The sequence below is a fragment of the Bradyrhizobium ingae genome (assembly GCF_055791185.1).
Genome location: NZ_JBVUBB010000005.1, coordinates 106,977 through 120,208, shown reverse-complemented (window position 1 = coordinate 120,208; position 13,232 = coordinate 106,977). Strand labels below are relative to the sequence as shown.

Genomic DNA, 13,232 nt, shown 5'->3' with positions numbered 1-13,232 from the left:
GTGTCAGCCCACCCGCATCTGAGAAAATCTGCGCAGCACGAAGCCGACCGCGATGCTGCCCGCAAGCAGCGCCAGCGTCGTGACAGTCGTCGAATTGGCCCTGATCGTGAGAATCGCGAGCAGCGCAAGCAGGAGATTGAGCGCGAATACCTCGCCGACCACGCGGGACACCGTGAAGCCGTTGTCGGTGGCGCGCTGATAGAAGTGCGACCGGTGCGCCGACCAGAACGGCTCGCGCCGCGCGATGCGCCGGAACAGCGTCACGGTGGAATCGGCAAGATAGTAGGCCGGCAGAAGCAGCGCCGCGGCGATCTGGTGATGCCAGGCAAGTGCGAGCAGGCACCAGCCAAGCAGAAGCCCGATCGGCAGACTGCCGACATCGCCCAGAAACACCTTTGCGACGGGGCGATTGAACGGTGCAAACCCGACCATGGCGCCGCACAGCGCCGCCGCGACCAGCGCGGCCGGCAATGGCAGGTCGCCGAGCCATCCGAGCAGGACCAGCGCGGCGGTGATGGGGACCACCTCCGCCACCGTCATCAGATCCAGACCGTCCATGAAATTGACGAGATTGACGAACCACACGCCTGCGAGCAGGACGAGGCTGCGCTCGAATGCCAGCGGCAGCGCCGGGATGATCCGGAGCGAATCCGAGGTCGTGAACACAACGGCTCCGACGGAAGCGGCCTGGAGCACGAGCCGCAGCAGCACGGGAAGGGGCCGGATGTCATCGGCAAAGCCGACCAGCGCAATCACCACCGTGGCCACGATCAGAACCAGCGGAATGGAGGTATGCAACCAGGCGGTCCAAAGCGAGGCGACCAGCAGGGTTGCAGCAACAATTGCGATGCCGGCACCTTGCGGCGTGGGGGTCCGATGCGAGGAGCGCGCATTTGGCCGGGCCAGCGCGTAACGTTGGAGCAGGGGCATGCTCCGCCAGGTGATGCAGGCCGAGAGCAGCGCGGCCAGCGCGGCAGGCAGGAGGGCGACCAGAAACATTCCCACTGCCGTGTCGGGTCCGGAAACCAACGTGCTCACTCAGGCACCCCTATCGGGGCCGATCCCTGCTGAGCCTTCTCCGCGCTGAAAATCCAGACCAAGCCGCCGAATGCGCCGACGATGAAGGTCACGGCACCATACAACAGCGAGACGTTGACGCCCTCATTTGCGGCAAGGCCCGCAAAACCGAAGGCGAGGCCCATGCTCGCTTCGCGCACGCCCCAGCCGGCGATGGAAACCGGCATCATCGTGATCAACATCACCGGCGGAATGAGCAGGAAGGTCTCGCCGAAACTGACGGGCGCCGCGATCGATTGCACCACGCACCAGGCGATCACGACGGTGAGCACGTGAACGAGCAGCGACAGGATCGTGACGATCAGACCGCGCGAACGGTTGAAGATGACGCGATTGGCGATCACCGCGCAGGCATGAATGTGGTGGGTGGCCCACCAGCGCTTCAGCCATGGCCAGTTCAGGGCACCGAGCAGCAGGAAGCCGAGGCCGGCCCCGAGCGCCGCAAAATCCAGCAGCAACAGCGCCGAGCGTCCCTGCGCATCGTTGATGAGACGGTAGCTCCAGGGCAGGCTGGCGACGATGACGATCGCGAGCGCGATCAGGCCGATCGCGCGATCGACGAAGATCGAATAGGTCGCAGCACGCCAGCCGGCGCCAGCGCGCGCGACGAGCCAGAGCCGGACGGCATCGCCGCCGATCGCCGAGGGCAGGGTCTGGTTGAAGAAAGTTCCGATCACGTTGTAGCGCATGGCGCGCTCGAGCTCGAGCGGCGCGCCGCACTCCGCGCTGATCTCGCGCCAGCGCAGCACCCCGACGAAGATCTGCAGGAACGTCACCGCAATCGCGAGCGCGATCCAGTACAGGCTGCTCACGGTAAAACGCGAGAGCAGATCGGACGGGTTCACCTTGCGCAGTGCCAGGTAGAGCAGCGCACCGGAAACGATGATCTTGGCCGCAGAAAGCAGGATTCGGCGCATCTCGCCCGCGTTTGAACAGGGGTTTCTTCAGAGTTGGCGTAACCCGACGCCCCGCGCCGAATTGGCCGCTTTGGTATGGTCTTGGCGCTGATCTTGCAATAGCTGTCGTGAAAGGAGCTGTCGTGAGGCGGCGCGATAGCTATTGCCGGCCCCGTGACGCGGCGGCTAAAGAGGTGCCGGCGGACGATTTGGGAACATGATGGCAGATCAGGCAATTTTGGTCACAGGCGCGGCCGGCTTCATCGGCTTTCATGTCGCCCGGCAGCTTCTGGCTGAAGGCCGGCAGGTCGTCGGGCTCGATAATCTCAACAACTACTACGATCCGGCCTTGAAGCGGTCACGGCTCGACGTGCTGAAGCAGGATGGCGGCTTTTCCTTTGTCCAGGCCGATCTCGCCGATCGCGACACGATCGCGAAGCTGTTTGCGCAGCACAAGTTCGCGACCGTCGTGCATCTCGCAGCCCAGGCCGGCGTGCGCTACTCGATCGACCAACCGCAGACCTACGTCGATTCCAATCTCCAGGGCTTTCTTAACGTGCTCGAGGGTTGCCGGCACAATGGCTGTCGTCATCTCGTCTACGCCTCGTCATCTTCCGTTTACGGCGCCAACACAAAGCTGCCTTTTGCCGTAGAGGACAGGACGGACCATCCCGTGAGCTTCTACGCCGCGACCAAGAAGGCCAACGAGGTGATGGCGCAGTCCTATAGCCATCTGTACCGGTTGCCGGTCACGGGCTTGCGCTTCTTTACCATCTACGGCCCGTGGGGCCGGCCTGACATGGCCATGTTTCTGTTTGTAAACGCCATCATGGAGGGCAGGCCGATCCGGCTCTTTAACCATGGCAGGATGCGGCGCGACTTCACTTATGTTGACGACGTCACCCGTGTAATATCCAAGCTGATTGATCGGTTGCCCGCGGACAATCCGGCTGCTGCAAATGCGCCGTCTCGGCTCTACAATGTCGGTAACCACCATCCGGAAGAGCTGATGCACGTCGTCGGACTTCTGGAACATGAGCTGGGCCGGACGGCGGTCAAGGATCTTCTGCCGATGCAACCTGGAGACGTGCTGGAGACTTTCGCTGATGTCGGGGATCTGATGCGCGACACCGGGTTCGCACCATCAACTCCGATCGAGATCGGTGTCCGTAACTTCGTGGGCTGGTATCGCGACTACTACAAGGTTTGAGATGACGATGGACAGACGCATTATCCCCCTGATCATGTGCGGCGGTGCCGGCACGCGGTTGTGGCCGGCTTCGCGCGAGGTGCGGCCCAAGCAGTTCCTGCCGTTGTTTGGCTCGCGCTCGACGTTCCAGGATACGCTGCTGCGCGTCTCCGACGCTGCGCTGTTCGATCGTCCGATCGTCATCACCAATGCGGCCTATCGTTTCATGGTGCTGGAGCAGCTCGCCGAGATCGGCATCGAGGCCGATGTGTTGCTGGAGCCGATGCGGCGCGACTCGGGCCCCGCGATTGCGGCCGGCGCTGCCTTTGCGCAGAGCCGCGACAACGCGGCGATCGTGCTGGCGCTCGCCGCCGATCATGTCGTGCGCGACAATACGGCCTTCGTCGCGGCCTGCCGGCAGGGACTCGTTGCCGCCGGCGAAGGGTGCATCGTCACCTTCGGCGTCAAGCCGGAACGGCCGGCGACCGAATATGGCTACATCAATCCCGGAGAAGCGGTTGCGGGCGAGGTGCGCGCGGTCACGAAATTCGTGGAGAAGCCGGACGCGGTGAAGGCGGCCGACTACGTCAATTCGGGTTATCTCTGGAACAGCGGCAACTTCATGTTCCCGGCCGCTGTGCTGCTCGATGAATATCGCAAGGTCGATGCGGCAAGCGTTCAGGCCGTCTCCGAGGCCGTCGCGAACGCCGGCCACGATCTCGGCTTCGTCACGCTGGAGCCGAAGGCGTTCGCCTCCGCCAAGGCGATCTCGATCGACTATGCGGTGATGGAAAAGACCGCGCGCGCCGCGGTCGTTCCGGTGTCGTGCGGCTGGTCCGATGTCGGCTCCTGGCTTGCGGTGTGGGAGCTCTCGGAGAAGGACGCGCAAGGCAATGCCGCGCACGGCACCGCCGTGTTCGAGGACTCGCGCAATTGCAACGTCACGACCGACAAAGCGCTGGTGGCGCTGGAGGGGGTCGATGATCTCGTGGTGGTAGCGACCGCCGACGCCGTGCTGGTCTCGCGCCAGAAGGATGCCAACGGGCTGAAGCGGCTGGTTGCGAAGCTGAAGACGGTCGCGCCGCAGGTCACCGAAGAGCATCTCAAGGTGCATCGTCCCTGGGGCAGCTATCAGTCGGTCGACAATGGCGAGCGTCACCAGGTCAAGCGCATCGTCGTGAAGCCGGGCGGACGGTTGTCGCTCCAGAAGCATCACCATCGCGCCGAGCACTGGATCGTGGTCCGCGGCGCGGCCCGGGTGACCGTCAACGAGACCGTGAAGACGGTGCATGAAAACGAGTCGATCTACATTCCGATGGGCGCCGTCCACCGGATGGAGAACCCCGGTAAAATCATGCTGGAACTGATCGAGGTCCAGACCGGCAGCTATCTGGGGGAAGACGATATCATCCGGATTGAAGACGACTATCAAAGGTCGTAACCAGCAAGCTCCGAATCACGTGCTCCGGGCCTAAGGGCCGGCCTCCAACTGTGCTAAGGCCCGGGGAACGTGTAATTTTTTGAATCAAATCGTGTCCGGACCACGATCTCGGCGTTCGCCACAAATGTGGCGCCCGTGCTAGGAGTGGCGCCGGGGATTTGGGTTGAATCGGGGTTCGATTAGATGAGTTCCAAAGGATCTGCACCGGCAAAGGCCGGCTTGCGCGTCGGCGTCATCGGTGCCGGCGTGATGGGCAGCAACCACGCGCGCGTGCTCGCGGGGCTTCCCGGCGTCAGCCTCGTCGGTGTGGTCGATCCCTCGCCGGCGCACCGCGCGCGCGCGACCGAGCTTGTCAATTGCCAGTGCTTCGAGACGCTCGATCAGCTGGTCGCCGAAGGCGTCGATGCCGTGACCATCGCGGCGCCGACCCATCTGCACCACGAGATATCGCTCGCCTGCATCGCCAAAAAGGTCCACGTGCTGGTCGAGAAGCCGATCGCGTCTTCCGTGGAGGAGGGGCGCGACATCGTCACCGCTGCGCGCGAGGCCGGCGTGACGCTGATGGTCGGCCATGTCGAGCGCTTCAATCCGGCGGTCGCTGCGGTCAAGCAGGCGATCGCGGGTGAGGACATCCTGTCGATCGCGATCACGCGCGTCGGCCCGTTCCCGCCGCGCATGTCGAATGTCGGCGTGGTGATCGACCTTGCCGTGCATGACATCGACCTGATCCGCTGGTTCACCGAGTCCGATATCGTCGAGGTGCAGCCGCAATTGTCGAGCGCGGTCGCCGAGCGCGAGGACATCGCGCTGTTGCAGTTCCGCACTGCCTCCGGCGTGCTCGCCCACATCAACACCAACTGGCTGACGCCATTCAAGGCGCGCAGTGTCACGGTGGCGACCCGCGGCAAATACGTGATGGGCGATCTGCTCACGCGCCAGGTCACCGAATGCTTCGGCTTCAAGCCGGACGGCAGCTATTCGATGCGGCATCTGCCGGTCGGCCACGACGAGCCGCTGCGTGCCGAACTGATCGCGTTCCTCAACGCGGTGCGCCGCGGCGAGACGCCGGCGGTGACCGGCGATGAGGGCGTTGCGAGCCTCGAGATCGCCACGCGCTGCCTGGAGACGCCGAGCAGGCCTGCTGCGGCATCCGCGGCCCGCAAGGGGCCGCGCCGCGTCGCCGGCTGATCCGCCTCGATGTCGACCACCCAGAATCTGCAAGACAAGGTGCAAGGCGCCATGAACCAGCATCTGCGTTCCGATCCCATTCCCTTCATCGATGTCGGCGCGCAGCGTCGCCGGCTCGGCGCTTCGCTCGATGCTGCCGTCACCCGCGTTCTCGACCATTGCCAGTTCGTCAATGGCCCCGAGGTGACCGAGCTCGAGAAGCAGCTTGCGGCCTATTGCGGCGCCAAGCATGTGATTGGCTGCGCCAGCGGCACCGATGCGCTTCTGATGGTGCTGATGGCGAAGAACGTCGGGCCCGGCGATGCGGTGCTGTGTCCGTCCTTCACCTTCATTGCAACGGCTTCGCCGGCGGCGCGGACCGGCGCTACGCCGGTCTATGTCGATGTGGATGAGGCGACCTTCAACATGAGCGCCGAGTCCCTTAAGCGCGGCATCGCGACCGCCCGGAAGGCAGGCTTGAGGCCTGTGGCGGTCATTCCCGTCGATCTGTTCGGACAGCCTGCCGATCACGACGCCATCGCCGAGATCGCGAGCGCCGAAGGTCTTTTCGTGCTCGACGACGCCGCACAGGGTTTTGGCGCGAGCTACAAGGGCCGCAAGCTCGGCACGCTGGCGCTGGCGACCACGACCAGCTTCTTCCCGGCGAAGCCGCTCGGCTGCTTCGGCGATGGCGGCGCGATCTTCACCGACGATGACGAACTCGCGCATACGCTGCGCAGCATTCGCGTCCACGGTCAGGGCGCGGACAAGTACGACAATGTGCGTCTCGGCCTGACAGGGCGGCTCGACACCATGCAGGCCGCCATCCTGATCGAGAAGCTCAAGATTTTCGACGACGAGATCGCGGCGCGCAACAAGGTGGCGGAGCGCTATGCGCGGGGCCTGTCCAACGTCGTCACCGTGCCGCGGCTTGGCGCTGGCTGCACCTCGGTCTGGGCGCAGTACACCATCCGCCTGCCCGAGGGCACCGACCGCGACGGCTTTGCGGCCGCACTGAAGGCCCAGGGCGTGCCGACCGCGATCTATTACGGCAAGTCGATGCACCAGCAGACCGCCTACCGCCACTATCCGGTCGCCGACGGCGGCCTGCCGGTCTGCGAGAGCCTTTCGAAGGACGTCATCAGCCTGCCGATGCACGCCTATCTGACCGAAGCCGATCAGGAGCGAATCATCGCTGCCGTGCGCGGCGCGATTGCGGGCTGATTTCGCTGCCGAGGACTGGCTTTACCTCTCCCGCTCGCGGGAGAGGTAAAGCCAAAGGCGCGGGTGAGGGCTCTCACCTCTTGGGGAATCTCACTGCGGAGACACCCTCTCCCCAACCCTCCCCCCGCGCAAGCGGGGGAGGGGGCGAACCTTCGTCGTGGTTTGCACCTAGACCTAATCTCGCCATGCTGTAGAGCCTTATCGGTTGACGGATAACGCTCTAGAACAGACGCATGCTCGGACGCATCTTCACGGTTGGCGGATATACGCTGCTCTCGCGGCTGACGGGGTTTGCCCGCGACATCATGCTCGCGGCGATCCTGGGCGCCGGTCCCGTTGCCGACGCCTTCTTCGTGGCGCTGCGGCTGCCCAATCACTTCCGCGCGATCTTTGCCGAGGGCGCCTTCAACGCCGCCTGGGTGCCGGCCTATGCGCATGTCCATGGCGACAAGGGCGAGGCGGCCGCAAAGCTGTTCGCCGACCGCATCTTCACGCTGCTGTTGGCTTCCCAACTCGTGTTGCTGGTCGTCGCCTGGCTGTTCATGCCGCAGGCCATGAGCATCCTGGCGCCGGGCTTTAGTGAGGATGCCGAGCAGCGCAAGCTCGCGATCGAGCTGACCCGGATCACTTTCCCCTATCTGCTTTTGATCACGCTGGTGACGCTCTACGGCGGCATGCTCAACGTGATGCAGCGCTTTGCAAGCGCCGCGGCCGCGTCGATCTTCCTTAACGTCGCGATGATGATGACGCTGGCGCTCGCCGCCTGGTTTCCCAGCGCGGGCCACGCTGCAGCCTGGGGTGTCCTGATTTCGGGCTTCCTCCAGTATTTCCTGCTCGCGGGGGATCTCGCGCGCCATGGCGGCCTGCCGCGCTTTGCGCCGCTGAGGCTCGACGAAGACGTCCGCGGCTTCTTCAGGGCGCTTGGACCTGCGACGCTGGGCTCGATGGGGACGCAGGTCGCGCTGTTTGCCGACACCATCATCGCGACTTTCCTGCCGGCTGGCGCGCTGTCGGCGCTCTATTATGCCGACCGCCTCAACCAGCTGCCGATCGGCGTGATCGGTATTGCTATCGGCACGGTGCTGCTGCCGGAGATGTCACGCCGGATCACGGCCAATGATCATGACGGCGCGATGAAGGCGCAGCGCCGCGCGTTCGACTTCACGCTGCTGTTCTCGGTGCCCTTCGTCGCGGCCTTCATCACCGTGCCCGAGGCGATCATGCGCGCGCTGTTCGCCCGTGGGGCCTTCTCCAAGGCCGATGCGGCGGCCGCCGGCGCGACGCTTGCGGCCTATGCGATCGGCCTGATCCCCTTCGTGCTGATCCGCAGCGCGGTCGCGACCTTCTATGCGCGCAAGGATACGGCGACGCCGGTTCGGGCATCGCTGACCGGCATTGCGGTCAACGTCGCCCTGAAGGTCGCCTTGATGGGATCGCTCGCCCAGATCGGCCTGGCGCTGGCAACCGCCGTTGGCGTCTGGACCAATCTCTTGCTGGTGCTCTTCTTCGCGGTGCGGCGCGGCTTTCTCCTGCTGGACCGCGCCTGGCTGTTGTCGCTCGTCAAATTCCTGCTGATCGGGTTAATCCTCGCCGGCGCCTTCTGGCTGATCGCGCGCGTCAGTGGTGCCTATCTTGCCTCGATGCACTTCCACGACGAACTGACGCTGGTCCTGTTGGCCGTCGGAGGCACGATCGTCTATGCGCTCGCGATCCTCGCGCTGTTCGGCCGCGCCTGGCTGGTGTCGCTGGTGCGCGGTTAGGAGAGCTTCGATAGATTCGTCGCGTCCGCTTTGCGAGGAGGGGACGAATGTGCCAGGGCGAGGGGCTCGCCTCCAGGATGCAGCAGGCCTCCACACATCCCTTGATTTTGCACGATTGCCGTGGTATTGGCGCCTCATGAACAGAGTAGTGCGCATCGTCAACTTCAACCACATGACCCGCTTTGGCTGGGCCGTGGAAGGAGTCGCGCGCTAGGAATTGGACGACGACATCTTTTCCACCAGGCCCCGCCGGCATCGGACGGGGCCTTTTGTTTGGCCACGCTCCCTGCCGGCACAACAGCAGGAGCATCCGATGCCACCCCAACAGACGAACATCACATCCGAGACGGGGCGCGATGCCGCGTCGCTCGGCCTTGACCTCCCCATCGCAGCGCTGGACGACGTTTTGTCGGAAAAGGATGCTGCGGGATCAACGGCCGCGCCGGCGCGGAGCGTCCTGGGCTTGCTCCAGCGATATTGGCGTGCGTTTCAGGAGCGGCGACAACGCCAGAACGTGCGAACCACCTTGCACGAGCTCAGTGACAGGGAGCTGATGGATATCGGTTTGACGCGCGCTGAGGTCGACTACATCACAGGTCAACGAGCTATCGATACGCTCAGAGATAGCACGAGGTATCTATGGGGCCGTGGTGTGATCTAAACCATCACCGTCAGAAGCGGACATGCGCTTTGCTGGGCCAAGAACGGTCATTGCCGTTCTTTGGCTGTGCAGTCATATTGTTGGCATGAGCGTATTCCTGGTCCCCTATAATCCTGATTGGGAAAAAGCTTTCGAGCGAGAGGCAAAGGCCATCAGCCGTGCCCTTCCTAATGTGCCGATCATTTTGCACCATATTGGCAGCACCGCTATTCCGGGAATTTTGGCTAAGCCTATCATCGACCTGCTTGGCGTCGTGGATAGCTTCGAGACGCTAGATCGGCGTTCAACAGGGATGCGCGATCTCGGATATGAGGTTATGGGACCGTTTGGCATCGAGGGACGTCGTTATTTCCGGAAGTTCGACGCGACTGGTCGTAGGACACACCAACTCCATGTCTTCGTGCTGGGATCGCCGCATATAGAACGTCATCTTGCCTTTCGGGACTACTTGCGGAGCAATCCGCTAAAAGCTGCGGAATATTCCAATCTCAAGGCCAGGATAACCTCCGGTGAAGCCGTCTCTTGGGATGACTACATGGACGCAAAAGAGCCTTTCATTGCCGAAACTGAAGAAGTTGCTGTGGCTTGGTATCGTCTGAAGGCAGAGCATAGCTAGTGCCACTTGACGGGGTCTGTATCGACCTCCACAGGGAGACTAGCAAATTGATGCCATTCCGCCCAATCCCGCTATGACCAGGCGCAGCGGCGCTTTTTCCCGGCCTGCGTCCATCTTGCATGGCTAAGGCGTTTGCGCTGCCCGCCGATCCGCTGCAATATGCGGCAAAACAACCATGAGGGCATGGAGAGAACATGGCTGCTCCCATCAAGTTCGGCGTTGGCCAAAGCGTGCTGCGCAAGGAGGATGACGTACTGATCCGCGGCAAGGGCCGCTACACCGACGACTATGCGCCGCACGCGGCCTTGCGCTGCCTGATGCTGCGCTCGCCGCATGCGCATGCCAAATATACGATCGATGTGAGTCGCGCCCGCACGTTGCCGGGCGTTGCGCTGATCCTGACCGCCGACGACGTCGGGGATCTCGGCAATCTGCCGTGCCTGTTCAATCTCGAAACCGATCCGTTCACCGGCCCGCCTTATCCGATCCTCGCCAAGGACGAGGTGCGCCATGTCGGCGATTCCATCGCGTTCGTGGTCGCCGAGACCATCGATCAGGCCCGCGATGCGATCGAGGCGATTGAGGTCAAGTGGACGCCGCTGCCGGCGGTAACGGGCGTCGTCAACGCCGTGAAGCAGGGCGCACCGCAGGTCTGGCCGGACAAGCCCGGCAACGTCTTGTTCGACGTCTCCATCGGCGAGAAGGCCGCAACCGAAGCTGCCTTTGCGAAAGCGCATGCGGTCGCCGAAATCTCCATCGTCAATCCGCGCGTGGTCGCAAGCTTCATGGAGACGCGCGCGGCGGTCTGCGAATACGACTCAAAGCGCGACCATCTGACGCTGACGGTCGGCAGCCAGGGCAGCCACCGCCTGCGCGACATCCTCTGCCAGAACGTGCTCAATATCCCGACCGACAAGATGCGGGTAATCTGCCCCGATGTCGGCGGCGGTTTCGGCACGAAGCTGTTTCCGTATCGCGAATACGCGTTGATGGCGGTCGCGGCGCGAAAGCTGAAGAAGGCGGTGAAATGGGCGGCCGATCGCTCCGAGCATTTCATGGGTGACGCGCAGGGCCGCGACAACGTCACCACGGCCAAGATGGCGCTGGCCGAGGACGGAAAGTTTCTCGCCATGGATTGCGACCTGATGGGCGACATGGGCGCCTATCTGTCGACCTTCGGGCCCTACATCCCCCATGGCGGCGCCGGCATGCTGCCGGGCCTCTACGACATTCAGGCCTTCCATTGCCGCGTGCGTACCATCTTCACCCACAGCGTGCCGGTCGACGCCTATCGCGGCGCGGGCCGGCCCGAGGCGGCCTATGTCATCGAGCGCCTCGTGGATGCATGCGCGCGAAAACTCGACATGACGCCCGACGCCATCCGCCGCAAGAACTTCATCCAGCCGAAGTCGCTGCCCTACAAGACCGCCACGGGCAAGGTCTATGATTCCGGTGACTTCGCCGCGCATCTGAAGCGCGCGATGGAGATCGCGGAGTGGAAGGAATTTCCCAAGCGCGCCAGGGCGGCCAAGAAGCAGGGCCTGGTCCGCGGTATTGGCCTTGCGAGCTATGTCGAGATCTGCGGCGTGATGGGGGAAGAGACCGCCAATGTCAGGCTCGACCCCAACGGCGACGTCACCGTCCTGATCGGCACGCAGTCGAGCGGGCAGGGGCACCAGACGGCTTACGCCCAGATCGTCGCCGAGCAGTTCGGCCTGCCACCGGAGCGCGTGCATATCCGCCAGGGTGACACCGACGAGATCGCGACCGGGCTTGGCACCGGCGGCTCGGCCTCGATCCCGACCGGCGGCGTCTGCGTAGAGCGTGCCACGGGCGAGCTCGGCAAGAAGCTGAAGGAGATCGCGGCGCAGGCGCTGGAGGCCAGCGCGGGCGACCTCGAGATTGCGGCAGGCGCCATACGCATCGCGGGCACCGACCGTTCGATCTCCTTTGCCGATCTCGCCAAGCGCCCCGGCGCGGACTCCTCGAAGATGAACGGCACTGCGACCTTCGCCAGCGCCGACGGCACTTATCCGAATGGCACGCATCTGGCGGAAGTCGAGATCGACCCGGCCACCGGCGTGATCAAGATCGTCAACTACGTGATCGTCGACGATTTCGGCAAGACGCTCAATCCGCTGCTGCTCGCCGGCCAGGTGCATGGCGGCGCCATGCAGGGCATCGGCCAGGCGCTGATGGAGCAGGTGGTCTATGGCGCGGGTGACGGCCAGCTCGTCACCGGCACCTATATGGACTACGCGCTGCCGCGCGCGGCCGATGGGCCGGCCTTCGTGTTCGAGACCCACAACGTTCCCTGCAAGACCAATCCGCTTGGCGTGAAGGGAGCGGGCGAGGCCGGCGCGATCGGCTCGTGCCCCGCAATCGTCAATGCCATCGTCGACGGCCTTTGGCGCGAATACAAGATCGACCACATCGACATGCCGGCGACGCCGGAGCGGGTGTGGATCGCCATCAACGAGCACCACCGCCGTCACAGCCTCTAACGCGTGATCTCCGCACGCGGGAATAAAACCCCGCGGCGGGGTTCTATTCAGGGATAGGCCATGCCTCCCACCATGCGGAGCATGGTTCTGAGTTGTTGTTTGAGCATGATCTTTCTCGGAAAACCGCTTCACACTTTTCCCGGATCATGCCCTTGAAACGTCTGCGAGCCCGGAGAAATACCAGATGAAACGGACGATTGTTGTCGTGGGCACATTGTTGCTGGGTGCCGGCGCCGTGATGGCGCAGCAGGAGATTGCCGTTCAGCAGGACAATCTGATGCGCTCGCAGGCCAAGAGCATGTATGGCGTCATCCTGAAGATGACCAAGGGCGAAATCCCCTATAACCAGAAGGCCGTCGACGAGGCGATTGCCAACCTCGAAGCCGACGTCGCCAAGATCGCCAAGACCTTCGAGGTCAATCCCAAGCAGGACGTCGTGAACGCGACCTACGGGGCGTCGCAGAAGGTCTGGCAGAACAAGGCGGATTTCGATTCCAAGATCCCGCCGGTGCAGAAGGCCATCGCGGACGTCAAGGGCAAGGTCAAGGACCTCGCCAGCCTGAAGGCCGCCTACACCAGCATGAATGATCGCTGCACCGACTGCCACGAAACCTATCGCGTGAAGTTGAAGTAGCGCGGCGGGCGTTGCCGCTCCGGCAGCTGCTCTTCGCGATCACCGAATCGTGGCACGCGCGCA

At 63.6% G+C, this 13,232-nt stretch carries 11 protein-coding genes; 9 read left to right on the top strand and 2 right to left on the bottom strand.

What is annotated here, in order from left to right; translation table 11 throughout:
- Positions 1-3: 3 nt before the first annotated feature.
- Together ACV1FX_RS09680 and ACV1FX_RS09675 are read right to left on the bottom strand one after the other, a co-directional pair.
- On the bottom strand, positions 4-999 hold the full coding sequence (locus ACV1FX_RS09680; RefSeq protein WP_473117576.1) for an MraY family glycosyltransferase: 996 nt from the start codon (positions 997-999) through the stop codon (positions 4-6).
- Between the two features lie 35 nt (positions 1,000-1,034).
- Complete coding sequence (locus ACV1FX_RS09675; protein ID WP_473117321.1) at positions 1,035-1,994, bottom strand: lysylphosphatidylglycerol synthase transmembrane domain-containing protein; 960 nt, start codon at positions 1,992-1,994, stop codon at positions 1,035-1,037.
- A 199-nt stretch (positions 1,995-2,193) separates the two neighbouring features.
- Here ACV1FX_RS09675 and ACV1FX_RS09670 point away from each other — a divergent pair, with 199 nt between their 5' ends.
- From ACV1FX_RS09670 to ACV1FX_RS09630, 9 genes are all read left to right on the top strand, one after another.
- Positions 2,194-3,183 carry an SDR family NAD(P)-dependent oxidoreductase gene (locus ACV1FX_RS09670; RefSeq protein WP_473117575.1) on the top strand — a complete coding sequence of 330 codons (990 nt, stop codon included), beginning with the start codon at positions 2,194-2,196 and terminating at the stop codon, positions 3,181-3,183.
- Positions 3,184-3,190: 7 nt separating this feature from the next.
- Positions 3,191-4,603, top strand: a complete 1,413-nt coding sequence (locus tag ACV1FX_RS09665; RefSeq protein ID WP_473117320.1) for a mannose-1-phosphate guanylyltransferase/mannose-6-phosphate isomerase — start codon at positions 3,191-3,193, stop codon at positions 4,601-4,603.
- Between the two features lie 183 nt (positions 4,604-4,786).
- Positions 4,787-5,791 (top strand): Gfo/Idh/MocA family oxidoreductase, encoded by a 1,005-nt coding sequence (locus ACV1FX_RS09660; RefSeq protein WP_473117319.1) that lies wholly within the window; start codon positions 4,787-4,789, stop codon positions 5,789-5,791.
- Between the two features lie 51 nt (positions 5,792-5,842).
- The gene (locus ACV1FX_RS09655; protein WP_473117574.1) at positions 5,843-6,994 is read left to right on the top strand and encodes a DegT/DnrJ/EryC1/StrS family aminotransferase; all 1,152 of its coding nucleotides are present in this window, start codon (positions 5,843-5,845) and stop codon (positions 6,992-6,994) included.
- A 233-nt stretch (positions 6,995-7,227) separates the two neighbouring features.
- Positions 7,228-8,754: a murein biosynthesis integral membrane protein MurJ gene (gene murJ / locus ACV1FX_RS09650; protein WP_473117318.1), complete on the top strand. Its 1,527-nt coding sequence runs from the start codon at positions 7,228-7,230 to the stop codon at positions 8,752-8,754.
- 217 nt (positions 8,755-8,971) lie between these two features.
- A complete protein-coding gene (locus tag ACV1FX_RS09645) occupies positions 8,972-9,415 on the top strand; it encodes a DUF1127 domain-containing protein (protein WP_473117317.1) in 444 nt (147 codons plus the stop codon).
- A 22-nt stretch (positions 9,416-9,437) separates the two neighbouring features.
- Positions 9,438-10,031 (top strand): GrpB family protein, encoded by a 594-nt coding sequence (locus ACV1FX_RS09640; RefSeq protein WP_473117316.1) that lies wholly within the window; start codon positions 9,438-9,440, stop codon positions 10,029-10,031.
- A 194-nt stretch (positions 10,032-10,225) separates the two neighbouring features.
- A complete protein-coding gene (locus ACV1FX_RS09635; RefSeq protein ID WP_473117315.1) occupies positions 10,226-12,535 on the top strand; it encodes a xanthine dehydrogenase family protein molybdopterin-binding subunit in 2,310 nt (769 codons plus the stop codon).
- A 184-nt stretch (positions 12,536-12,719) separates the two neighbouring features.
- The gene (locus tag ACV1FX_RS09630; protein WP_473117314.1) at positions 12,720-13,169 is read left to right on the top strand and encodes a cytochrome c; all 450 of its coding nucleotides are present in this window, start codon (positions 12,720-12,722) and stop codon (positions 13,167-13,169) included.
- Positions 13,170-13,232 lie beyond the last annotated feature (63 nt).

Coding starts and splice junctions, on each gene's coding strand:
- ACV1FX_RS09680 (WP_473117576.1), bottom strand. CDS start 999: ATGTTTCTGGTCGCCCTCCTGCCTGCCGCGCTGGCCGCGCTGCTCTCG.
- ACV1FX_RS09675 (WP_473117321.1), bottom strand. CDS start 1,994: ATGCGCCGAATCCTGCTTTCTGCGGCCAAGATCATCGTTTCCGGTGCG.
- ACV1FX_RS09670 (WP_473117575.1), top strand. CDS start 2,194: ATGGCAGATCAGGCAATTTTGGTCACAGGCGCGGCCGGCTTCATCGGC.
- ACV1FX_RS09665 (WP_473117320.1), top strand. CDS start 3,191: ATGGACAGACGCATTATCCCCCTGATCATGTGCGGCGGTGCCGGCACG.
- ACV1FX_RS09660 (WP_473117319.1), top strand. CDS start 4,787: ATGAGTTCCAAAGGATCTGCACCGGCAAAGGCCGGCTTGCGCGTCGGC.
- ACV1FX_RS09655 (WP_473117574.1), top strand. CDS start 5,843: ATGAACCAGCATCTGCGTTCCGATCCCATTCCCTTCATCGATGTCGGC.
- murJ (WP_473117318.1), top strand. CDS start 7,228: ATGCTCGGACGCATCTTCACGGTTGGCGGATATACGCTGCTCTCGCGG.
- ACV1FX_RS09640 (WP_473117316.1), top strand. CDS start 9,438: ATGCGCTTTGCTGGGCCAAGAACGGTCATTGCCGTTCTTTGGCTGTGC.
- ACV1FX_RS09635 (WP_473117315.1), top strand. CDS start 10,226: ATGGCTGCTCCCATCAAGTTCGGCGTTGGCCAAAGCGTGCTGCGCAAG.
- ACV1FX_RS09630 (WP_473117314.1), top strand. CDS start 12,720: ATGAAACGGACGATTGTTGTCGTGGGCACATTGTTGCTGGGTGCCGGC.